The organism is Arthrobacter sp. W4I7 (genome assembly GCF_030816215.1).
GTDB classification, from domain to species: Bacteria; Actinomycetota; Actinomycetes; order Actinomycetales; family Micrococcaceae; genus Arthrobacter; species Arthrobacter siccitolerans_A.
This window is the reverse complement of record NZ_JAUSXU010000001.1, coordinates 4705074-4727752: the sequence shown is the minus strand read 5'-3', so window position 1 is coordinate 4727752 and position 22679 is coordinate 4705074. Positions and strand designations below refer to the sequence as shown.

The following is a 22679-nucleotide window of genomic DNA, read 5'->3' as shown; positions in this document are numbered from 1 at the left end:
AGCATGACTGAGACCGGCACCCCCAACTCCGTAACCCTCCGCTTCCTGGCCGCCCCCATGGACGTGGGCCACAGCGGATCGGTGGACGCCGGAACGGTGCTGGAGTGGGTGGACAAGGCCGCTTATGCCGCGGCAGTGGGCTGGGCCAAGTCCTACTGCGTCACGGCCTATGTGGGGAACATCCACTTCGCTGATCCGGTGAACAGTGGGGACATGGTGGAAGTTGAAGCCACCATTGTCTACACCGGGCGCTCGTCAATGCATATCCGCACCGTTGTGTCCTCCGGTGATCCCAAAGGCGGCCCTGCCACCATGCGCAGCCAATGCATGGTGATCTTTGTTGCTGTCGGGGAGGATGGAAAACCCATCCCGGTCAAGCAGTTTGAGCCCGTCACGGTTGAAGAGATCGAGCAGCGGGACCATGCGCTGGCCCGCGTCAAGATCCGCGAGCAGATCGTGGAAGCCATGAACCGGCAGGAATATACCGATGCGGGCACCGCCGAGCGGGTGACCCTCCGGTTCATGGCCGCTCCCACGGACGTGAACTGGGGCGGGAAGGTGCACGGAGGCATCGTGATGAAGTGGATCGACGAAGCCGCCTACGTCTGCGCCTCCCGCTACTGCGGAATGGACACGGTGGCCGTGTTCTCCGGCGGCGTCCGCTTCTACCGCCCGCTGCTGATCGGCCACGTCGTGGAGGTTGAGGCCCGGCTCGTGTACACGGGAACCAAGGGCATGCACATCGCAGTCCACGTCCGCTCCGGGGACCCCAAGAGCCGGGACATGAACCTCACCACCTATTGCCTGACGGTGATGGTGGCGCGCGACGCCGAGGGCACCTCGGTGCCTGTCCCCGCCTGGGTGCCGGTCAGCGATGAGGACAAGCGGCTCCACGCGCATGCCCGCGAGCTGCTGGAAATCAGGGGCCAGGCGCCCGGGAACCGGCTGCCCAACCACCTGCTCGCGCAGGGCTGACCCAACAAAGCGCTGAGTCTGGACCCACGCCGGGCGAGGGCTTTAGAAGCCGCCGCCACCGCTGCCACCCGCGTCGCCCGCCATATTGGCGAAGCGGGAATAGTGGCCCTGGAAGGCCACCACGATGTCCTTGGTGGGACCGTTACGATGCTTGGCCACCAGGATGTCCGCTTCTCCGGCGCGGGGGGATTCTTTGTCGTAGACGTCCTCGCGGTGCAGCAGGATCACCATGTCCGCGTCCTGCTCAATGGAGCCGGATTCACGGAGATCGGAAACCATGGGCCGCTTGTCCGAGCGCTGTTCCGACCCACGGTTCAGCTGGGACAGGGCAATGACGGGGACCTGGAGTTCCTTGGCCAGCAGTTTCAGTGCACGGGAGAATTCGGAAACTTCCTGCTGCCGCGACTCTACCTTCTTGCCGGAGCTCATCAGCTGAAGGTAGTCGAGGATTACCAGCTTGAGATCATGCTGCTGCTTCAGCCGGCGGCACTTGGCCCGGATTTCCATCAGGGACATATTGGGACTGTCATCGATGAACAGCGGGGCATCGTTCATCCGGCCCATGGTGGTGGCGATCTTGGACCACTGCTCATCCTTGATGGTTCCCTTGCGGAGGTCCTGCAGCCCAATGGTGGCCTCGGCGGAGAGCAGGCGCATGGCAATCTCGTTCCGGCCCATTTCGAGCGAGAACATCACGGTGGCCAGGTTGTTCTTGATCGCTGCGGAGCGGGCGAAATCCAGGGCGAAGGTTGACTTACCTACGGCGGGGCGCGCGGCAATAACGATCATCTGGCCGGGGTGGAGCCCGTGAGTGAGCTCATCGAGCTCGTAAAAGCCGGTGGGGACACCTGTCATGCCTTCCCCGCGGTGTCCGGATGCCTCGATCTCATCCACGGTGGACTCCATGACGTCCTTGAGCACCACATAATCCTCGGCGGTGCGCCGCTCGGCCACGGCGTAGACCTCGGCCTGGGCCTGGTTGACCAGGTCCTCCACTTCGCCGTCCGAGCCGTAGCCCAGCTGGACGATCTTGGTGCCGGCATTCACGAGCCGCCGGAGGACAGCGCGTTCGGCAACGATCTCGGCGTAATAGCCGGCGTTTGCTGCGGTGGGAACGGTCTGGATCAGCTCGTGGAGGTAGGCGGGACCGCCGATCCGGTTGATCTCGGCACGCTTGGTGAGCTCGTCGGAGACGGTGACGGCATCCGCGGGCTCACCCCGGCCATACAGGTCAATGATGGCCTCGTAGATGGTTTCGTGCGCGGGGCGGTAGAAGTCCTGGCCGCGGAGGATTTCAACGACGTCGGCGATGGCGTCCTTGGACAGCATCATGCCGCCCAGAACCGACTGCTCGGCGGGAATATCCTGCGGAGGCTTCCGGCTCGCGTCCGATCCTCGGGTGGCCTCGACCGGGTCCAGATGCGCTATAGACAAAGCTGCCGTCCTCCATTGTGTACCGGGAACCTGGGTGCCCGGTGACTAACCATCCTGCTAAGGCGTTGCGTGGCAAAGCCGCGCTCCGCCACCTGTCCAGGTCTACCGGCGGGGTCTGACAATCCTGCCCACCAGCCTCCGCATCGGCTGCCGGCTCAGAGTTATCCCCACTATCCACAGGTTTTCCACAACGGATGCTTCCTGCAGGATGAGCGGTTTTCTCCAGCCCCGCCGAATGCTCTCTGTGAGCCGGCCCGGGCGCCGAAGAACAGGTACCCCGCTACGCTAGCCGCCAAGGGTCCAGCCGCAAAGCCAGTAGGCGTCGAGGGGTGTGGATAACCTGTGCAGTACAGGGCATAGCTTGTGCACAGCCTGTGGGGAAACCTGTGGATACAAAAAAAGTTTACCCGCATGCAAGGCGCTGACCAGCGAAAACGCCGGTCCGGACGTGTGGAGTAAATATTTCTTCTGTGGAATTTCATCCACAGCGCGTGTCGCCCGAGGCTGCCAGAGAAACGCCCGCCATCGGTCCCAGCGGGGGCTGCGGCAGCTTTGTGGCCGCCCTCATATTCCACCAGGGACGTTAGCCCCGCTTCAAGCCGGCCTCCATGCGGCGAGGTGAATATTGCTGTGGATAAACCGGATCTGGCATAAGCTCTATGCATGGGCGAACTACTGCTGGTCCTGTTGCCTGCGATCGTTTTGGTGGCGCTCATCTGGGGTCTTTTTACGGCCCTGAGGCCGCGCGACTCGGGAATGTCTGACGCCGAAAAATACCAGCGCCACCTGGCGGAGCGTTCTGCCCAGCATTACGCGGCGCAAGTCCAGGCTGCCACCGCTGCCCGGGCCCAGCTCGAGCGGAACACCATGCCCAGCCAGAACTCCCAGGCATCATCGGACCTGGCTGCTGCCAGGAAGCACATAGAACGGCGTTAGACATGGAATCCCTTGTGGCCCCGGTCCTTATCCTCCTTGCAGTGGTAGCCGGAGTAATACTGGCCATCCGGACCATCGGCAGGCGGAAGGCCGCCCGCGGGGCTGAACCGGCAGCACCTGCCCCCACTCCCGCGGAGTTGGCGCGGACAGCCGCCGCCAGACTCTCGGAAGAGGAACATCGCAGGCTTTATGCCCTGATCGCCCAGGGGCAGGCGATGGCTGCGATCAAGCTGTACTACGAGGCCACCGGAGAGGGCCTTCGGGCGTCCCGTGATGCGGTGGGTGCGTTGGCGGCCCACCCCCAGCCCTACCGGGGTCCTGAGGCGCCTCCTGCCGCCGTTGAAGATGACGACGACGACGAGCCGCAGCGCTTCCCCTACCGCTACCGGGCCATCGCCAGCAAGGGCGACGTGACCCGGGAAGTCAGCAGCAACATGCTCAACGACGAAATCTACGGCCGGATCCGCACACTGGCCCGCAATGGGGACACAGAGGCTGCGGTCACAGCGCTCACCCGGCATTCTGATATTTCCATGAAGCAGGCCCGGGAGTTCATCGAACTGCTGGACGACTGATTTCTCGTTCCGTGATTTCTCGTTCCGTTTGTCCGGTTGGACGGTTTACCCGGCACCGCGGAGCGCTTTGAGGCCAGCACGCAGAAGGTGGCCGGGACGGCATCCTTACGGATACAGTCCCGGCCACCTCAGTCGCTTCTGCCGGACCTAACCGAAGGTGAGCACCAGCGTGGGTGCTTTCCCGATAACCTCCTTGGAGTTGAGGTCCAGGCCGTCGCTGCTGCTGGAGTCCATACCCAGCGAGAGCTGCTGGCCGAGCTCGCTGGCCACGCCCCCGACCGTCAGGGGAACGTCGTAGCTCGTGTTGATCGCTGTGGGGCCGAGCGTGCCGATGCTGGTGCCGAGTGCCGGGCGGTTGTTGTACGTGATCCCGCTCTCGGTCCAGGTGTCATCTGCGACCAGTTTGATATTTTGCTTACCGGTCGATGAATTCCCACCGCTGCCCAACCGCAGCGCCGCACTCTGCAGCGTTCTGCCCGCATAGGCCGACAGGTCGAACTTCAGGTACGTGTTCTCCACCGAACTGGCATCCACGCCCAGCGTGGTGCTCGCGCCAAAGTTCGTCGCCGTCGCCCCGCTTGACACGTAGGTGTCAGCGCTGGCCGGGACTGTGACGGTCTGCGACGTGCCGCCAGTCGGGGGAGGCGTGGTAGTGCCAGTCGGGGGAGGCGTGGTACCGCCAGCACCGCCCGTGGAGTCGTAATAGTGCCAGTACCGGCTCGTGGCGTTCACATCGGCGAGCACCAGCAGGCCGCTGTTGGCCGTGCGCGACGTATTACTGTTGAGATTCTGCTTGGTCGAGGTCACGTTGTGGACGTACTGGTCGGCGTCCACGATGCGAGCCGTCTTCGTTGTAGTGAAGTTGATGTTGTTCAGCGGCGTTGACTTCTCGTAGATCGCACCCCCCGAACTGGTGCAGACACCAGCATTCGTGGTGCTACCGGGTTTCGGGTAGGTGGCGAAGGTACGGATCTGCTGGGCGGCCTCGTCGATCAAGACGATCACCCGGTTCGGGCACTCCGCCACAGTCGCTATCGTGTGGGCCGACCACGATGCGGCCGCCGTATCCAGGGCCAACAGTTGGATCAGCGGCAGGGATGCTGACGTGTTCGACGTTTTGACAGCGGCGAAAACCTTTCCACTCGTCGTTGTGTCCAGCCACTTCAAGTTCATGTGGTCATCAGCGCTGCGCTGCCCCTTCACGGCCGCCACAGGAGTGGTCCAGGCGTTGTTCACGGCTCCGTCAACGTGGTAGCTCCAATACATGCCGTCGGTAGCATCACCCACCTGCCGGCTCCACATCACGCCCATCTTCCCGTCGAACGCAATCACAGCCGACGTGTCGTCCACAGACACGTTGCTCAAGGACGCCGGATGCGCAAACGGTGTCCCCCACGTCTTGCCATCCGTGGCAGTGGCGTTCATGAAGATACGGTTTCCCTGCTGCCACGTGGCCCATACTCGACCGGTCGAGTCCTTATCGATGGTCAGTACCTCAACCTTTTGGTTGTTAATTGTTTCAGAACCCAGCAGCGTGTATTTCTTTGCAACCGGGTCATAGCTGTAGCGCCGCATCGTTGTCGGGAAATTCGGCTCAGACGGCAGTCCGTCATTGACGAACCGGTAGCTGGCCACATACAGCGTGTTCCCGTCCCACAGGACGTCCTGATGGCTGCTGGCCCGCGTCTCCGTCACCACGCCGGTATCGGCCCACGAGCTCGTGGTGCCATTGAACTTGAAGACATGGAAATCCGAACTGGCAGTGTCCCACAAACTCCCCCACCAGATCCCGTCGTTGAACCACAAGGCGCTGATCGCCCGTTTTGTGCCCGTCGGTGTCCCTGTCCCTGAATGCGACGGACCCTCTACTCCAACATCACCGGTAGCCGCCGTCGCAACCGGCGCCACCAGGGCAGCCAGGGCAACCAGCAGCGCAGTCAGCAGTGCATGGAGCCGAAGATTCGGCCACCTGCGTGGATGAGGACCGGTTGGGTGATCAACTCCCCGCCTTACAAAAAGCCAGGAACTCCTGGGGCCTGTATCACGCTCGCCATTGTGTAAAAACGGATAATTTAACAACTTTACTCCCCGGAGTTGAATGTCAGAGCCACTCCCCAGTTCGTTTAGTGTCAGCGGGCAGGGCATTCAAAAACAACCCCCGGGTCCCCCCTATTTGTGATGCCCCTAAACCCCCATTTATTGCTGCCCCGGGGCAGATCGCGGCGGAAACAACCCTCCGTCGACACATCAAAACAGCGGTTTCTCCGGGCCCTGCGGCTACCCTCAGCCGTTCCCGGAGATGTCGGCCAGCAGTTGCTCGAAGGGCAGGGACTCCATCGGAGCGGGCTTACGGCCGGGCTGGGGTCCCTCCAGCAGCCGGGTGAACTCCCCGGCAGCGCGGTCGATCCGGCCGGCAAGGGAGAAACGGCCATCTTCAGTGCTTCCCCAGTCTTGCGGGCCGGCGAAGACCCCCGTAACGGCCGTCCGGGTACGCAGGTAGTTGAACAGCGGGCGCATGGCAAAGTCGAGGACCATCTGGTGGCGGTCCGAGCCGCCGGTGGCCCCGAGAAGGACCGCTTTTCCGTCCAGGGACTTGGGGTCCAGGACGTCAATGAAGGACTTGAACAGGCCACTGTAGGACGCGCTGAACACAGGGCTCACGGCGATGATGCCATCGGATGCTTCAACGCCGGCAATCACCTCTGCCAGCCGGGGTCCGGCGTACCCGGTCACGAAGTTGTTGGCGATGTCCACGGCGAGATCCCGGAGTTCGACGGTGTCCACCGTCACGTCGTAACCTGCCGCGCGGAGCTGCCGCTCGGCTGACGCTGCAAGCTGGTCAGCCAACAGTCGGCTCGACGACGGTACGCCAAGTCCGGCGGAGAGGACTGTGATGCGGCGGGTTTCCATGGCGTTTCTCCTGTTGCTCGTTCATTCCATCGTACATGCATATGCATCTATATCCTGAACGGGGCCGCGCGCCGGAGTATTCCCGGCCGGCTTTACTGAATGAATGCAGGCGCTTTTTACAGCTGGGCTGTGCCGCGGATTCCCTTCCGGTCACCGGGTCCTCCGTCATGGCACCGCCGGGGACAAAGGTGGGGACCTCGTAGCCAGCGTCCGGATCTGGTGCGTGCGGGCCGATGACGCCAATCATGGCGGAACGCCACAGCCCCTGACTCAACGTCGTCCGGGCAAACGAAAGACCCCCGCCGCCGGAATCCGGCAACGGGGGTCTTTCGTGCAGTCAGAAACTACTTGCTTGCCACTACGTCGAGTTCGATCACAGCAGCAACGTCGTCGTGCAGACGGACGTTGGCCTGGTAGGAACCAACCGACTTGATGTGCGCCGGCAGTTCAACCTTGCGCTTGTCGATGCGGCCAAGGCCAGCGGCCTCAACAGCGTCAGCAACGTCGCCCTGCTTGACGGTGCCGAACAGGCGTCCGGTCTCGCCAGCCTTGACAACGAGCTTGACCGGCTTGGCGGAGAGTGCAGCAGCCTGCTTCTGAGCGTCTTCCAGGGAAGCGTGCTCGCGGGCGGCACGGGCAGCCTTGATGGACTCAACCTGCTTCTCGCCACCCTTCGACCAGGACAGGGCGAAGTTGCGGGGGAGCAGGTAGTTACGTGCGTAACCGTCCTTGACCTCAACAACGTCGCCAGCAGCACCGAGACCGGTTACTTCGTGGGTCAGAATGAGCTTTGCCATGTTAGTTAATCCCTTCCTTAGCCGCGGCCAGCGCCGGAGTAAGGCAGCAGGGCAACTTCGCGGGCGTTCTTGATTGCCTGTGCGATCTTGCGCTGTTCCTGCACCGTGACGCCAGTGACGCGACGGGCGCGGATCTTGCCGCGGTCGGAGATGAACTTGCGCAGCAATGCTACGTCCTTGTAGTCGATGACAGTGATGTCAGCGGCCTTCAAGGGGTTGGACTTTGGTTTGGGCTTACGGAGTTCAGCCTTAGCCATCGTGGAGCTCCTATTCTAGGGAGCCCGTGGATATTGATCCACGGGATGGTGGTGGTCCGGCGGCGGCTTCCGCCCTGCGCCTTACGGCGCTTTGGGCAGTCCCGGCGTCGGGCCTTTATTGGTTGTTAGAAGGGAGGTTCGGAATCAGGGCCGTTGCCCCAGCCGCCCGCGTTGGAGACACCGGGCGTAGCCCAGGGATCGTCCTGTGCAGCCTGCTGGTTGCCGCCACCCCAGCCTCCGCCGGCGTTGCCACCCTGGTTTCCACCAGAGTTGCCGCCGCCGAAGCCACCGCCGCTGTTGCCGCCGCCGAAGCCACCTTGTCCACCCTGTCCGCCGGAGCGCTGGGTGCGGTTGACCTTGGCATTGGCGTAGCGCAGGCTCGGGCCGATTTCGTCGACCTCAAGCTCGATAACGGTGCGCTTCTCGCCTTCTTTGGTTTCGTAGGAACGGCTCTTCAGGCGCCCGGTAACGATTACGCGCATGCCCTTGGTGAGGGACTCGGCGACGTTCTCGGCCGCTTCACGCCATACAGCCGCGCGAAGGAACAGGGTTTCCCCGTCCTTCCACTCGTTGGACTGGCGATCAAAGGTGCGGGGGGTGGAAGCGATGGTGAAGTTCGCTACTGCTGAACCGGACGGTGTGAACCGCAATTCCGGGTCATTGGTGAGGTTACCGATGACCGTAATGGTGGTCTCGCCTGCCATCTACTGCCTCCTTGTTCGATCCTGGGTGAAGAGTTCGTTTCCTGCGGGGTAAAGAATGAAAACCGGTGCTGAATTACTCAGCAACAACCTTCTGCTCTTCGGGGCGGGTGATCTTGGTGCGCATGATGGTCTCGTTAAGAGACAGCTGGCGGTCAAGTTCCTTGGCGGTTTCCGGCTTGGCGGTGAAGTTCACCACGGCGTAGATACCTTCGGACTTCTTCTTGATGTCGTAAGCCAGCCGGCGACGGCCCCAGATGTCAACCTTTTCGATGGTTCCACCATCGTTGGTGATGACGTTCAGGAACTTCTGAAGCGACGGCTCAACGGTACGCTCTTCGACCTCGGGGTCGATGATTACCATCAATTCGTAAGGACGCATATGTGAACCCACCTCCTTTGGGCTAAGCGGTTACGGCATTTCCGTAACAGGAGGTTCATTTGCGGTGCCATGCGATGCCCCGCCGCCAGGAACGGAAGCAGGACGCAGCACAGACTTCAATATCTTAGTGCATTTGGACTGGATAGGCGATTCGTCTTGACTCCAAGGCTATGCCCGTGGTCGCGCCGGCGGCAGAACAGAACCGGCTATGTGGAAAACCGGCAACGGCTCGGCACGGCAGCTGCACAGCGTTCAGGAAAAATCTTGATGGAATCCAGCGTCTGGGCCCGTATTGCCGCCCACAGCCGTGGGCTATATTGACTCCACGGCTGGGTAGGGGCTTGACGCTGTAGGCGGACGGCCTTGGTGGAACTGAAATGCAGGAAAGTGGTCTCCTTCTTCTACGGACGGGGACCCATGTCATTATTTGGCAGAAGCAAGGAACTCGACCGGATCCTGTCCGTGATCAGGGGCCCCAAGGAAGCAGCCCTCGCCGTCGTGGGTGCACGTGGGGCTGGAAAGTCAGCGCTTTTGGGCGAGATCCCGCGGCTCTCGGATTACCGCACGGTGTTCCTGAGGGCCAGCGCTTCGGAATCGGACTGGCCCCTGTCCGGGCTTACGGCCCTCCTGAACGGCTTGGACGATCCGGCGGTCAACCGGATCGCCGATGAACTTCTTCAGGACCATTCCGGCTCCCTCAATGTGGCCGCCTTTTCAACCGTGCTGCTCGACGCGCTGCATCAGCGCTCATCGTCCCGCACCATTGTGGTGATCGACGACGCCGACCAGTTGGACCCGGACAGCCAGGCCATTATCGGCTTCCTTTCCCGGCGCCTCGCGGGGACGGACCTCGTCGTCTTCGCCAGCCTCCGTGAAGGCACGGCGGACAGCCCGCTCTCAAGCCTGCCCGTGCTGCAACTGGCAGCACTGGGCTACAGCGAGACCGTCCGCATGCTGGAGTCCATACCGGCACGCCATACCGCGACGGCGGCAGTCCATGCAGTTGCCGCAGCCTCGCAGGGGAACCCGCTGGCCGCCGTCGAACTCTACACCGCCCTGGTCGAACGCCAGGCGGAGGGAAAGTACGCCCTCCCGGTTCCGTTGCCCTCCGGGGGCAGCTTCGAAGCCGAATTTGCCGCCACCCTGGGCGGGCTCACGCCCGCTGCACGCGCGGCCCTTGACCTCTTGTCGCTCTCCTTCCGGAGTGACATAGCTACCCTCGAAAAGGTTCACACCGATATCTGGACGGCTGCGGACGAACTCCTGGTCTGCGGCTTGGTGAGCCGGACTGGGCCGTACCTGCGCATCCGCAACCAGTTGCTGCGCGGCCATGTCTTCGCAGCGATGACACCAGCCGCCAGAACCGCAGGCCACCGCGCACTGGGCGACGCGGCTGACCCTGCGGATCCTTTTGCCCGGAGGTGGCATCGAAGCTTCACGGCGCTTGAACCTAAGACCCCCTTTGGCCTCCTCCGGTACGCCATGGACCTGATCCGGGACGGAGAGGTGTCTTTCGCGGTCGAATGCATTGAGCGTGCCCTCACGATCAGTCCAAGGGAAGCGGAGATGGCGGCAGGCCTGACTACCGTGGCCGAGCTCCTGTTCAACCGTGGCGAGTTCGTTTTCGCGCGGCGCTACCTCGGCTGGGCACGGCAGGTGGCGCGGGACCCTGCGCTGATACTCCGGCTGGCGGGTCTCTCCTTCGAAGTCGAGTTCCTCCAGGGCGGTGCGGCGCGGGCCAGCATGGTGCTGCGGCTGGTGAAAGAGTCCGGACAGCATGACCCGGCGTACGCAGCAAATCTGCTGGCAGTTGGGGCCTTGTACTTTGCCGAGCGCTGGGAGCTGAAGGATGCTCTCGCGCTCCTGCGATGCGCGGAGGATTTCCGGCACCCGGCGTCATCCCAGGGCCTGACCAAGGCTGACCATGCCCGGCTGCTCATTGACTCGATCACCGGTAAGGCGGAGAACCTCCGCCGCAAGAACGATTTTGCCGGACCTGCCAAGATGGCGGGTCTTCTGGTGCATGCCCGTGCCCTCAGCTACGCAGAGCATCATGGGCCCGCCCGGGAGGCTTTCGCCATGATGCGGAACGCAGCAGGACCCGGCAATATCAACTGGCGTGAAACCGCAGCTTTCCTGGCCGTGGATAACGAGATCCGGGCCGGCAATGTCCGGACTGCGGTAAAGCTCATTGAAGACCTTGAGCTCAACGAACCTGAGATGAAGTACCACCGCGGAATGCGGCACGTCTTCCGCGTATGGCGGGCGTATGCCCTCGGTGACCACGCATTGGCACGGGCCTGTGTGGCGGACGCGCAGCGCTTCTATGGCGCAGAAACCCATCGGTCCATCGCTGCCCGGCTTGCAGCTACCCAGGGCCACTTCGAACTCATGCGGGGCAACCTTGCTGAGTCGCTTGCCCAACTGACGCGCGCGGCAGAGCTCGGGATGGAGTTCGGAAACCCCACGCTGCTTCGATGCGAGGGGGACCTCGTGGAGGTCCTGGTGAGGCTGGGTCGGCATCGGGAAGCTACCCAGTCGCTCTTCCACCTGGAGAGCCGGTCGGTGGGGCTGAGGTCCCCCTGGCTCATGATGGCTGTTGCCCGGAGCCGGGCAATGCTGGCCGACGGCGACCAGTCACTCCAGCTTTTCAGCCAGGCTCTGGAAGGCACAACTGCCCACGAATCCGTTCTGGAACGCGCCCGCACCCTCCTCTGCTATGCGGAGCGGCTCAATGCGTTCGGCCGGGTCCGTGATGCCCGCGACGCCATGCTGCGGGCGAAGGTGATGTTCGATGAGGTGGGCGCCGACGCATGGACGCAGCACGTCGATGCCCTCCTGGTGGACGAACGGGTGGAACCTGCCGGTCCACAGGGCAACCCGGCAATGCTGATGCTCGCCGGCCACGAACGAGCCCTCGCGAAGATGGTGGCGCGGGGAATGCGCAATAAGGAGATTGCAGCCACGCTTTACGTGTCAGTACGGACGGTAGAGGTGCGGCTCACAGCCATCTACCGCAAGCTTGGGGTTGAGTCGCGCGCCCAGCTGACTGCCCTCGCCGCCGGCAAGGAAAACAAGGCTGCCGAGCCATACGTGCTGCCCGTACTTTAGGCGCCGAGTCCCTGCCTTGCAGGTACCCGCAGTATCCGCACAGTTCCCTCCAAGGACCCACAAAGCCGTTCTCCACCGCCTCACAACGGCTTCTTGTGAAGCTAGTTTTGCTTCACGGTCAGAGCACACAGGCGGACACGCCGGGAAGGAGACTGCATGGCCGAGACGGACAGCTCTTCCCATGGCCGAGGCGCAGCATGGGGGACTGGCAGATGAGCGAGTTTGATCCTCATCGCCGCCAGCGGCCTCGCACGCGAGGTCCTGGCCATGGTCCGCGCCAGCGGACAGTACGACGTTGCGGGTTTGCTGGACGACGATGAGGAAATAAACGGGGTCAGCGTGGACGGCGCACCCGTCCTGGGCAGCATCGACGACGCCCCTTATTACACCCACGCTCTCCTGCTGGTGTGCCTTGCTTCCGGCAGGGCACGTGAATCGATTGTGGAGAGGCTGACCGCAATGGGCATTCAGAACTCGCGTTACGCCACAGCTGTCGATCCCTCCGTGCAATACCCCGAGGGGTGCCGGATCGGGCGGGGAAGCATCCTGCTGCGGAACGTGACGTTGACTGCCTCAGTGACTTTAGGTTCGCACGTGGTGGCGATGCCGTCAGTCACGTTCACCCATGACGACGACGTAGCAGATTTTGCTTCATTCGCTGCAGGTGTCTCGCTTGGCGGCGCAGTCCGAATCGGCCGGGCAGCCTCCCTCGGCATGAACTCCTGCGTCCGGGAAAGGACATTGGTGGGCGACTATACGACAGTCGGCATGGGTGCAGCCGTTCTCAGTAATGTACCCAACGGCGAAACGTGGGTTGGTGTTCCGGCCCAGGAAATTGATCGGCCGGCCTTCACGTTCGGCGCCGGTAGGTGAAACTGCCGATTCCCTACACCGGTGTCCCGTAAAACAGTTCCGTGACGGCAGCCAGCCGCCGCGGATCCTCCACACCGCACAGCTCCCGCGCGGAGTGCATCGAAAGCAGCGGAACCCCGACGTCCACGGTCCGGATCCCCAGGCGCGTGGCGGTCAGCGGACCAATCGTCGAGCCGCACGGGATCGCGTTGTTCGACACGAACTCCTGGTACGGCACATCCGACTCCGCACACAGGCGCGCCCACAAAGCCGCGCCGGCCGCGTCCGTGGCGTAGCGCTGGTTCGCGTTGATTTTGAGCAGCGGGCCGCCGTTGAGCACCGGGTGGTTGACGGGGTCGTGCCGCTCGGCGTAGTTGGGATGGACCGCGTGCCCGGCGTCGGCGGAAACGCAGAACGACGCCGCCAGCGCCTGCCGCCGCTGGCTTGCCGACGCACCAAGGCCGTCGGAGATGCGCACCAGCACATCCTCCAGGATGGGCCCGCAGGCCCCCGAACGGGAGTTGGAGCCAATCTCCTCGTGGTCAAAAGCAGCCAGCACGGCGATGGGTGCGCCGGCTTCGGCCCGGGAAGCGTGTGCTATCAGTGCCACCAGCCCCGCATGGGTGGCGGAGAGGTTGTCCAGCCGCCCTGACGCGAAGAACTCGCTGTTCCCCCCGAAAACCGCAGGCGCCTGCGTGTCCGCAATAACGACGTCGTACCCGCCAACCAGTGACGGATCCACGGAGGCGCCCGGCACATGCGAGGCCAGCACGGCAAGCAGGTCAGAATCGCCGGGATTCCCCAGCCCCCACACCGGATTCATGTGCCGCTGTTTGTCCAGGGCCAGGCCGTCATTGACGGCCCGGTCCAGGTGGATGGCCAGTTGCGGGAAGCGCAGCATGGGCCCTGTGGCGGTCAGGTGCTCGGTCCCGTCCAGCATCACCAGCCGGCCGGCGAGCTGCAGTTCGCGGTCCAGCCACGAATTCAGCAGCGGCCCGCCGTACACCTCCACACCCGCCTGCAGCCAGCCGTGTGCACCAAGGGTGGGCTTGGGCTTCAGTTTAAAAGAGGGCGAATCCGTGTGCGCCCCCAGGATGTTGAACCCGGTAGTGGGTCCGGCCGCCTCCGGCGCAACCCACGCGATCAGCGCGCCATCACGGATCACAAAAAACGAACCTACGCCGCCCTCCCAGGGCTCCAGCTCATCAAGCCGGACAAAGCCGGCCTCCAGCAGCCGCCGCCCCGCTTCATGCACCGCGTGAAAGCTCGACGGCGACGCGCTGACATAGGCGCCAAGGTCCTGGATGTGCTCTGCGGCGGAGGATAGAGAAGGCATGGTCCCGAGTCTAGCGCCGGGATTCCTCCACGGGCGTCCGCTGTGCCGGGGCCGGCAGGCCGGCGGCCGTTGCACCCTGGCGGCGATAGCGGAGCACCCCAACGGCCACCACTACGGCTGCCAGCGCCAGGGAGAGCAACAGCGATTCGCGGGTCGACTCCACGATCACCATGCCGATCAGCAGCGCCACGATGCTGATGATGGCAGCCCACGTGAGGTACGGGAAAAGCCACATCTTGAGCTGCAGGTCTTTTGCGGCAGCGCCCATCCGGCGGCGCAGGATCAACTGCGAAGAGGAGATGACCAGCCACACGAACAGTGCGATGGCGCCGGAGGTGTTGACCAGGAACAGGAAAACCGTGTCCGGGGCGACGTAGTTCAGCCCGACTGTGACAAAACCAACCACTGTGGAGGCAAGCACGGCTGCCGCAGGGACCCCCCGCTTCGAGATGCGCGTCCAGGAGCGCGGAGCATCCCCTCGGGTGGAGAGCGAGAACAGCATCCGGCTGGCGGTGTAGAGCCCGGAGTTCAGGCAGGAAAGCACCGAGGTCAGGACGACGACGTCCATAATGGTTCCGGCGCCGGGGATGCCGAACAGTTCGATGACTGCAACGTAGGGGCTCTTGGCGACGGAGGCCGAGTTCCAGGGCAGCAGGGTGACCACCACGGCGATGGAGCCGATGTAGAACACCAGGATGCGCCAGACGGTGGATTTGACGGCCTTCTTCACGGCATCCACCGGGTTTTCGGATTCACCGGCAGCGATGGTGGCTATCTCTGCACCGAAGAAGGAGAAGACCACCACGAGGATGCCGGCCAGGACGGCACCTGGCCCGTTGGGCATGAAACCGCCGTTATTGATCAGGTTATCCAGGCCAGGTGCGGGAACACCGGGTACGAGGCCCAGGATTGCGGCGGCACCGAACACCAGGAAGAGGACAATTGCTGCCACCTTGATCGACGCGAACCAGAATTCGAACTCACCGTACGACTTCACGGAACCAAGGTTGGTCAGCGTCAGCAGCACCATGAGAAGCAGCGCCCACACCCACTGATCGATGCCGGGCACCCAGCGGTGCATAATGGCAGCCCCGGCGGTGGCTTCAATGCCGAGGACAATAATCCAAAACCAGGCGTAGAGCCATCCGATGCTGAACCCGGCCCAGCGGCCCAGCGCCTTGTCCGCATATGTCGAGAAAGAGCCGGTTTCAGGATTGGCAGCCGCCATCTCTCCCAGCATGCGCATGACAAGGATGACCACCAGCCCGGCTGCTGCGTAAGCGACGAGTATGCCCGGGCCGGCCTGCTGGATCGCGGCCCCCGAACCTACGAACAGGCCTGCGCCGATGACCCCGGCGATGGCGATCATTGACAGGTGCCTGGGTTTCAGGGACTTTGATAGTTGCTGCTCAGCATGCATGGAGGTGCCGTCCTGTAGGGAAATCGCCTGGGGCATGGGTCTTGATGTGGAATGCAGTGACCACTGGAAGAAATGTGATCCATCCCACCGCCGTTGTTTTACCCTAGGCCGCTTCCAGGTGTGGCGCCTTGTGCATTTCACCAGAAACGATGATCGGGGACAGGTCGGGGCTCCAGGCAGCTACCCTTGCCTGCATCAGAAGTTTTCTGTTAGGCAAATTCGTCATGTGCCGGAAACCTCGACCGTCCCAGGGCTTCGTTTTATACGTCGCGTTTCTTCAGCACAATCATCGCCGGGACCAGGAACAGCAGCACGTAGCCCAGGAAGATCAGGCCGCCGTGCCAGGGATCAATGATGCCGTCCGTGTGGCCAATCGAGAGGAACCGTCCGCCGGCTTCGCTGGGAATGTACTGCGGGACGTACTTCCAGAACTCGCCGGGGATGAGGTTCATAAAGCCCGCGGCGATGGACAGGACGAAGAACATAGCCACCAGGAGGGTGATGCCGCCAGCGGAGTTGCGGAGCAGCGTTCCCAGGGACAGGCCGATCAGGGCAACGCCGGCCACGTAGAGGCCACCGGTGAAGACGCTGTAGAGCACGCCGTCGGTGGACCAGTCGAGGTCAAAGCCCATGCCCTGGAACACCGGCATGGCGATCAGGAAGGTGGCCGCACCGGCAATGGTGGTGATGACATAGGAAATGACCGCGAGGATGATCGCCTTGGCCGCAAAAGCGGGGGTGCGCCGCGGGACGGCGTTCATGGTGGAACGGATCATTCCCGTGGCGTACTCGGAGGACATAAAGAGGACCGCGAGCGAGCCGAGGATCAGGATCCCGATCTGCAGCCCGGCGTTCGGCAGGTTGTACAGGTCGAAACCGGAGCCCGGGGGAAAGGACTTTTCCAGCATGTCGGGGGTCATCGTCTGGCCCTGGTCCCTGGCCCGGCTGATCATCTCGTCCAGGTAGGTGTAGCGGATCAGGACCGCCAGCGCCCCTACGCCGATGATGGCAACCAGCGTCAGCAGCAACAGGATGCGGGTGGACAGCAGGGACCACAGCTTGATCCATTCGGACCGGAGCACGCCGGCAAAAGTCACGCCGCGTGAACCTGCGGAGGAGCGGGTGGGGGCGGTACGGGTTTCAGTCATGCTGCTCATCGTCCTTACTTTCCTGCCACTGCCGGGGCGGCCAGGGCAGGCCCGCCGGTGAGGTGTGAGTGGTATTCCACTTCGTCCTTGGTGAGGTCGAAGTACGCGTCTTCCAGTGATGAGAGCTGCGGGGTGAGCTCATAGAGCAACACCTGGTTGTCGAGGGCGATCTGCGCGATCTGCCGGGAGTCCATCCCTGACACTTCCAGGGTTTCAGGCTCGCTCTGGTGCACGCTGATCCCGTCACCGGCCAAAAGGGCAGACAGTTGCAGTGCGGCGCCCGTGCGGACCAGCGTCTTGGCCTGCCGGGTTCCGGCGATGATCTCCTTCACCGGGGCATCGGCGATGATCCGGCCGCGGCCAATAACGATCAGGTGGTCCGCCGTCTGGGCCATCTCACTCATCAGGTGCGAGGACAGGAAGATGGTTTTGCCCTGGTTGGCAAGGTGCCGGACCAGGTTCCGGACCCACAGCACACCTTCCGGGTCCAGGCCATTGACCGGTTCGTCCAGGATGAGGGTCTGGGGGTCGCCCAGCAGCGCCGCGGCAATGCCCAGCCGCTGGCCCATGCCCAGGGAGAACCCGCCGGCCTTCTTGCGGGCCACAGCCTCAAGCCCGGTCATTTCGATAACTTCCCGGACCCTGGCTTTTGGAATGCCGTGGGTGGCGGCCATGGCGAGCAGGTGGTTGTACGCACTGCGGCTCGTGTGGACGGCTTTGGCATCCAGCAGCGCGCCAACCTCGTGCAGCGGCGCCTTGTGGTGTGCGTAAGGCAGTCCGTTGACGGTGACGGAGCCCGACGTCGGCCGGTCCAGTCCCATCACCATGCGCATGGTGGTGGACTTGCCGGCGCCGTTCGGCCCCAGGAAGCCTGTGACGAGCCCTGGTTGCACAGTAAAGCTGACCCCGGCCACAGCGGTTTTTCCGCCATAAACCTTGGTCAGGCCTTTTGCCTCAATCATGGATTGTTTCCTTCGGACGGCAGCATGCGCTGCGGGAAATGTTGCTCGGACGGTTGTCTATTTCCCACGCTACCGATCCGCCTGCCCGAATTCGCCGGTCTCAGGGATGATTCAGGGGTTAACCGGGGTAGTCCCCCTGGATGACCGCCAGTTGCAACGCCCGAGGTCAGGGGCGCGGAGAGTAATACGCCAGTGCCCGGGGCCGTACGCTGTACTCCACACTGCGTACGCCAGCCACCGCCTCGCCGTCCACGGCCAGTGCCATGGGTGACCCGCCTGCTTCGATCCGGACGCGCGTCGCCTCTGTCAGATGGGTGATGCGTGAGGTGGCCACGGTGCCGGTCAGCACCGACCAGAGGAGGCGGAGCCGGGCAAAGGATTCGTCTGCCGTGATCATGCGGACATCCAGGATGCCGTCGTCCAGCAGAGGCCGGAACAACGGTGCATGGTCGCGGGGGTAGTAGCGGCCGCGTCCCACGTAGGCGATCCACAACTTGTGGCGCCTGCCGTCCACCGTCAGGATGGTGGGGGTGCCGGCCGCGAAGGTGCGGAACATGGCCACCACTCCGGCGAGGGGTTTCCCCAATGCAGGCTGCAGGTGTTCCCTGCGCCGCACGAGGTTCGGATAGAGCCCGATGCTCGAGGTGTTGAGCATAACCACTTCCGCAGTTTCCGGCTTGCCGGCCAGCCCGCGTTCCACGGTGACAATGCCGACGTCGGCCAGGGCAGCTTCGCCTTTGGACGCTGCCGCGAGTGCCTCCTTCAGGCTGCCGGTTCCGGCGTCCCGGGCGAAGTGGTTGAGTGTTCCGCCGGGCAGCACCAGCAAGGGGAGGGAACGCTCGACGGCGGCCGTGGCCGCTGCTCCCACGGTTCCGTCGCCGCCCCACACCCCGAGGGCGAGGGTGCCTGGCTGTTGCGCTGTCTGCTCGATTGCCGCCAGAAGATCTTCCTCCGGCTCCACGGTCTTTATGTACGCCTTTGGGAATACTTGCCGGAGGGCGTCTGCTGTCTCTTCCTTAAAGGACCCGCCGAGGGTGTTCACTACGATGCTCAGTCCGTCCCCCTCCGGTAACTCGGGTGCTGACGTCCATCTCCGGGTTGTTGGGGGAAAGGGCGGCCTGACCGGCCACCACCGCCTCGTGACCAGGGCCGCGCCGGCTCCGATGGCCGAACCGAAAAGCACATCGGAGGGCCAGTGGGCACCGGTGTGCACGCGGGAGTAGGCAACTCCGAGTGCCGCCGGGGCCAACGCAAATCCGAGGGACGGCTTGACCAGGCCCACTCCCACCGCAAACGCTATTGCGGAGGCAGAATGCCCCGATGGCATGGAGGAGCTCTTAGGTTGCGGATGCACGAACCGGAAAACCGGCAGGTGTTCCGGCAGCGGGCGGGCGCGGGGCAACAGCGTCTTGAACACGCCGTTGGTCACAGCGGAAGCCACTGCCTGCGCGATCAGTCCGTGAAGGGCGGCGCGGCGGGGCCTGCCCGGAATGGTGGCGATGACGGCTGCCGCACCCATCCAGAGTTTTCCGTGGTTCGCGGCAGCGGAAAGCCGCCGGAAGAAGTCGTCATGGTTTCCGCCGGGCAAACGGGAGACATGCCGGACCAGGTACCTGTCAGTGCTGGTGATCCATCGATGGCTCTGGCGCCATTTGCTCTGCATGCCCTCACCCTACCGCCGGAAGCAACGCGGCAGCGCAGCCGCCCCTTCGTCGGGCGTTACGGTCTAGCTGGCCTTCAACGGCCTGGCCGCGCCTGCCAGCAGGAGTGCCACGAGGATGGGCGCAAGGATGGCCAGCAGTGCGTGATGGATTCCGGTGAGGTCACCCAGGTAGCCCAGCAGGGGAGGACCGGCCAGGAACGAGATGTATCCCAGGGTAGACACCACGGAAACCCGTGCTGCGGCGCGCTGGGGGTCGTCAGCGGCAGCGGACATGCCCATCGGAAATGCGAGGGCAGCCCCAACGCCCCAGAGTGCGGCTCCGCCTGCGGCCAGCCAGGCATTCCCGGCGAGCACGAAGAGGCAGAGCCCGGCGGCGGCTGCGGCCATGCTGGCGCGGAGGACGGCAACCCGGCCGTACTTGTCGATGACGCGGCCGCCCAGGAAGCGCATCGCCGTCATTGCCAGGACAAAGAGGGCAAACATCAGGGCGCCGGTGGATTCGGTGGTGCCCAGGCCGTCCACTGATGCCTTGGCGATCCAGTCGTTGCCTGCACCTTCCGTCAGGGTGGCGCCAAGCACAACGACGCCGATCAGTACAGTCCTGCTGTCCCGCCAGGCAGAGGGGCCTTTGGCAGCCTTCGCGCCCTCCGCGGGAGCCGGGATGGCGACGTGCGGGAGGAAGTAACGGGGCGCGGCCATGGTCACCACCAGCACAATGCCCACAATGACCAGCAGGTGCAGCGGCAGGTCAACACCGAGGTTTGACAGTCCCGCGCCGATGAGCGCACCAAGAAAGGCGCCACCGCTGAACGCAGCGTGGAACTGGGGCATGATGGTGCGCCGCAGCTTGTGTTCCACGTCGGCACCTTCGATGTTCTGGGACACGTCCCACAGGCCAATGGCTATTCCGAAGAAGAACAGGGAAACGGCTGTGCCGGGGATGGATGCGGCGGCCAGCGAGAGCGCAATGCCCACCCCGGCGGCCGAGGCCAGCAACCCGCCCAGACGGACGGTGTTGGCCGTACCGAGCCGCCCTACCACCCATCCGGCAGTGGGCAGTGCGAGCAGTGAGCCGACGGCGGTGCACAGCAGCAGGGTGCCCATTTGTCCGGAGGTGATCTGCAGTGTTTGGGTGACAGCGGGAATCCTCGCCGCCCAGCTGGCGAAAACCAGTCCGTTGATGCCAAAGACAACAAAAGTGGCAGCCGCGGCTGCCTTAAGTCCAGCCTGTTGTGCCGTACCGGTGTTGATGCTCATACATTCACTACTTCCACAGAGTTGTCATCAAGTCGTCGTCGTTCGTCCGGGCTGAACTGCTTGTCCGCCACCATAATGTCCACACGGTCCAGGCCGGCCACAAGGGCCCTGGCCTGTGCTTCCCATTTCGCCGCGGCAGCCGGGCCCCAGACCCTCTCTCACTTAACGCACCTTAAGCACCGACCCTCTCGCACCGGTGCGAGAGGGTGAGCGAAAAACGCGCATTAACTGAGAGAGCGTTGGGGGTCAGCGGGCGCGCTCCACCCGCTTCTCATCCCACACCGGCTCGTCCGATTCGTAGACCTTCCCGTCGGATCCGAACACCAGGAAGCGGTCGAAGGTCCGGGCAAACCAGCGGTCGTGCGTCACCGCCAGGACGGTGCCCTCGAAGTGGTCGATGGCCCGTTCAAGGGCCTCGGCGGAGTGCAGGTCAAGGTTGTCCGTTGGTTCGTCGAGGAGCAGCAGCGTGGCGCCGCTCAGTTGCAGGAGCAGGATCTGGAACCGTGCCTGCTGCCCGCCGGACAGGGATTCGTACTTCTGCTCTGATTGCCCGGCCAGCCCGTATCCGTCCAGCGCGCCCGCTGCTGCCTCACGGCCCAGCCCGGACCGGTGTTCGTCGCCGCGGTGCAGGATTTCCAGGAGGGTCTTGCCCAGCAGGTCCGGCCGCACGTGCGTCTGGGCGAAGAAGCCCGGCCGGATACGGGCGCCGAGTTTCACCGTGCCCTCATGCGGCACTTCGGCGATTTCGACGTCGGACACGGGCACGTGCTCCCGCTCAGGATCGGTCCCTCCTGTGGCCAGCAGCCGGAGGAAGTGCGATTTGCCCGAGCCGTTGGACCCCAGGACGCCCACGCGGTCGCCGAACCATACTTCCGTGGAGAACGGCTTCATCAGGCCGGTCAGTTCCAGCTTCTCGGCAACGATGGCGCGCTTGGCGGTCCGGCCGCCCTTGAGCCGCATCTGCACGTTCTGCTCAATGGGCAGCGCTTCGGGCGGCCCGATCTCCAGGAATTTCGCCAGCCGGGTCTGGGCCGCGTGGTAGCGGTTGGCCATGTCGGAGCGGAACGCGGCCTTGTTTTTGTACATGTTGACGAGTTCCTTGAGCTTGACGTGCTCCTCGTCCCAGCGCTTGCGAAGTTCCTCGAAGCGGGCATTCCGGTCCGCCCGCGCCTCCACGTAGGAGCCGAAGCCGCCACCGTGGATCCAGGCTCCCGCCCCGTTGATGCCGGGCTCAAGCGTCACGATGCGGCCCGCGGCGTTGTTCAGCAGTTCCCGGTCGTGGCTGATGAAGAAGACAGTTTTTTTGGATTCATTCAGCTTGTCCTCAAGCCAGCGCTTGCCCGGCACGTCCAGGTAGTTGTCCGGTTCGTCGAGCAGCAGCAGGTCGTCAGGGCCGGCAAAGAGCGCTTCGAGGACCAGCCTTTTCTGCTCGCCGCCGGAAAGGCTCGACGCCGGGCGGTGCTGGGCGCGGTCAAAGGGGAGTCCCAGCGCGGCCATGCAGACCTCGTCCCAGACGGTCTCGACGTCATAACCCCCGGCGTCCCCCCAGTCCACGATGGCCTGGGCATAGCGCATCTGGCTGGGCTCGTCGTCGTGCTCCACCATGGCCAGCTCGGCGTCGTCCACCTCTTGGGCTGCGGCGGCCAGGGCGGGCGGGGCCGCGGACACCAGCAGGTCACGGACGGTGGATCCGTCGCGGACCTGGCCCACGAACTGCCGCATAATGCCCATGTTGCCCGACCGGCCGACCACGCCTTCATCGGCAGTCAGGTCGCCGGCGATAATCCTGAACAGCGTGGTTTTGCCCGTACCGTTGGGCCCGATGAGGGCCGTCTTGGTGCCGTCCGGAACCTTGAAGGTCACTCCGTTGAGCAGTTGGGTGCCGTCGGAGAGGAAGTAATCGATACCGGAAACGTCAATATGGGCCACGCAGTCCATCTTCCCACGGAGCATGCTCCCGGAT

At 63.8% G+C, this 22679-nt stretch carries 19 protein-coding genes; 5 read left to right on the top strand and 14 right to left on the bottom strand.

Translation table 11 applies throughout. The features are described 5' to 3' along the window. Positions 1 to 3: 3 nt before the first annotated feature. Positions 4 to 975, top strand: a complete 972-nt coding sequence (locus tag QF047_RS21475) for an acyl-CoA thioesterase (RefSeq protein WP_307281313.1) — start codon at positions 4 to 6, stop codon at positions 973 to 975. 42 nt (positions 976 to 1017) lie between these two features. Here QF047_RS21475 and dnaB read toward each other — a convergent pair whose 3' ends face one another. Further along, positions 1018 to 2409 (bottom strand): replicative DNA helicase, encoded by a 1392-nt coding sequence (gene dnaB / locus QF047_RS21470; RefSeq protein ID WP_306636825.1) that lies wholly within the window; start codon positions 2407 to 2409, stop codon positions 1018 to 1020. Between the two features lie 663 nt (positions 2410 to 3072). On the opposite strand from dnaB, the gene QF047_RS21465 reads away from it, so the two are divergent. Continuing rightward, a complete protein-coding gene (locus QF047_RS21465) occupies positions 3073 to 3345 on the top strand; it encodes a hypothetical protein (RefSeq protein ID WP_306636826.1) in 273 nt (90 codons plus the stop codon). Between the two features lie 2 nt (positions 3346 to 3347). Beyond that, positions 3348 to 3920, top strand: a complete 573-nt coding sequence (locus tag QF047_RS21460; protein WP_307281307.1) for a hypothetical protein — start codon at positions 3348 to 3350, stop codon at positions 3918 to 3920. 147 nt (positions 3921 to 4067) lie between these two features. Here the strand turns inward: QF047_RS21460 and QF047_RS21455 are convergent, their stop codons facing one another. From QF047_RS21455 to rpsF, 6 genes are all read right to left on the bottom strand, one after another. Beyond that, a complete protein-coding gene (locus QF047_RS21455; protein WP_307281302.1) occupies positions 4068 to 5726 on the bottom strand; it encodes a DNRLRE domain-containing protein in 1659 nt (552 codons plus the stop codon). Between the two features lie 477 nt (positions 5727 to 6203). Next, positions 6204 to 6830, bottom strand: coding sequence for an FMN reductase (locus QF047_RS21450; RefSeq protein ID WP_307281299.1), 627 nt, complete (start codon positions 6828 to 6830; stop codon positions 6204 to 6206). A gap of 344 nt (positions 6831 to 7174) precedes the next feature. Next, positions 7175 to 7627 (bottom strand): 50S ribosomal protein L9, encoded by a 453-nt coding sequence (rplI, locus tag QF047_RS21445; RefSeq protein WP_306636830.1) that lies wholly within the window; start codon positions 7625 to 7627, stop codon positions 7175 to 7177. Positions 7628 to 7644: 17 nt separating this feature from the next. Continuing rightward, on the bottom strand, positions 7645 to 7884 hold the full coding sequence (gene rpsR, locus QF047_RS21440) for a 30S ribosomal protein S18 (protein ID WP_003800144.1): 240 nt from the start codon (positions 7882 to 7884) through the stop codon (positions 7645 to 7647). 125 nt (positions 7885 to 8009) lie between these two features. After that, on the bottom strand, positions 8010 to 8588 hold the full coding sequence (locus QF047_RS21435; protein ID WP_306636831.1) for a single-stranded DNA-binding protein: 579 nt from the start codon (positions 8586 to 8588) through the stop codon (positions 8010 to 8012). 73 nt (positions 8589 to 8661) lie between these two features. After that, positions 8662 to 8967, bottom strand: a complete 306-nt coding sequence (gene rpsF / locus QF047_RS21430; RefSeq protein ID WP_015939036.1) for a 30S ribosomal protein S6 — start codon at positions 8965 to 8967, stop codon at positions 8662 to 8664. Between the two features lie 417 nt (positions 8968 to 9384). On the opposite strand from rpsF, the gene QF047_RS21425 reads away from it, so the two are divergent. Then, positions 9385 to 12078: an AAA family ATPase gene (locus QF047_RS21425; protein WP_307281293.1), complete on the top strand. Its 2694-nt coding sequence runs from the start codon at positions 9385 to 9387 to the stop codon at positions 12076 to 12078. Positions 12079 to 12300: 222 nt separating this feature from the next. Beyond that, on the top strand, positions 12301 to 12951 hold the full coding sequence (locus tag QF047_RS21420; RefSeq protein WP_307281290.1) for a NeuD/PglB/VioB family sugar acetyltransferase: 651 nt from the start codon (positions 12301 to 12303) through the stop codon (positions 12949 to 12951). Between the two features lie 13 nt (positions 12952 to 12964). Here the strand turns inward: QF047_RS21420 and QF047_RS21415 are convergent, their stop codons facing one another. From QF047_RS21415 to QF047_RS21385, 7 genes are all read right to left on the bottom strand, one after another. Next, positions 12965 to 14266: a M18 family aminopeptidase gene (locus QF047_RS21415; RefSeq protein ID WP_307281286.1), complete on the bottom strand. Its 1302-nt coding sequence runs from the start codon at positions 14264 to 14266 to the stop codon at positions 12965 to 12967. Positions 14267 to 14276: 10 nt separating this feature from the next. After that, on the bottom strand, positions 14277 to 15686 hold the full coding sequence (locus QF047_RS21410; RefSeq protein WP_307281284.1) for an amino acid permease: 1410 nt from the start codon (positions 15684 to 15686) through the stop codon (positions 14277 to 14279). A 260-nt stretch (positions 15687 to 15946) separates the two neighbouring features. Beyond that, on the bottom strand, positions 15947 to 16834 hold the full coding sequence (locus tag QF047_RS21405) for an ABC transporter permease (RefSeq protein WP_307281281.1): 888 nt from the start codon (positions 16832 to 16834) through the stop codon (positions 15947 to 15949). A gap of 14 nt (positions 16835 to 16848) precedes the next feature. Continuing rightward, a complete protein-coding gene (locus tag QF047_RS21400; RefSeq protein ID WP_307281278.1) occupies positions 16849 to 17796 on the bottom strand; it encodes an ABC transporter ATP-binding protein in 948 nt (315 codons plus the stop codon). 166 nt (positions 17797 to 17962) lie between these two features. After that, positions 17963 to 19459, bottom strand: coding sequence for a bifunctional phosphatase PAP2/diacylglycerol kinase family protein (locus QF047_RS21395; protein ID WP_307281275.1), 1497 nt, complete (start codon positions 19457 to 19459; stop codon positions 17963 to 17965). A 63-nt stretch (positions 19460 to 19522) separates the two neighbouring features. Beyond that, a complete protein-coding gene (locus QF047_RS21390; RefSeq protein ID WP_307281273.1) occupies positions 19523 to 20716 on the bottom strand; it encodes an MFS transporter in 1194 nt (397 codons plus the stop codon). A gap of 246 nt (positions 20717 to 20962) precedes the next feature. Next, positions 20963 to 22645: an ABC-F family ATP-binding cassette domain-containing protein gene (locus tag QF047_RS21385; RefSeq protein ID WP_306636840.1), complete on the bottom strand. Its 1683-nt coding sequence runs from the start codon at positions 22643 to 22645 to the stop codon at positions 20963 to 20965. Positions 22646 to 22679 lie beyond the last annotated feature (34 nt).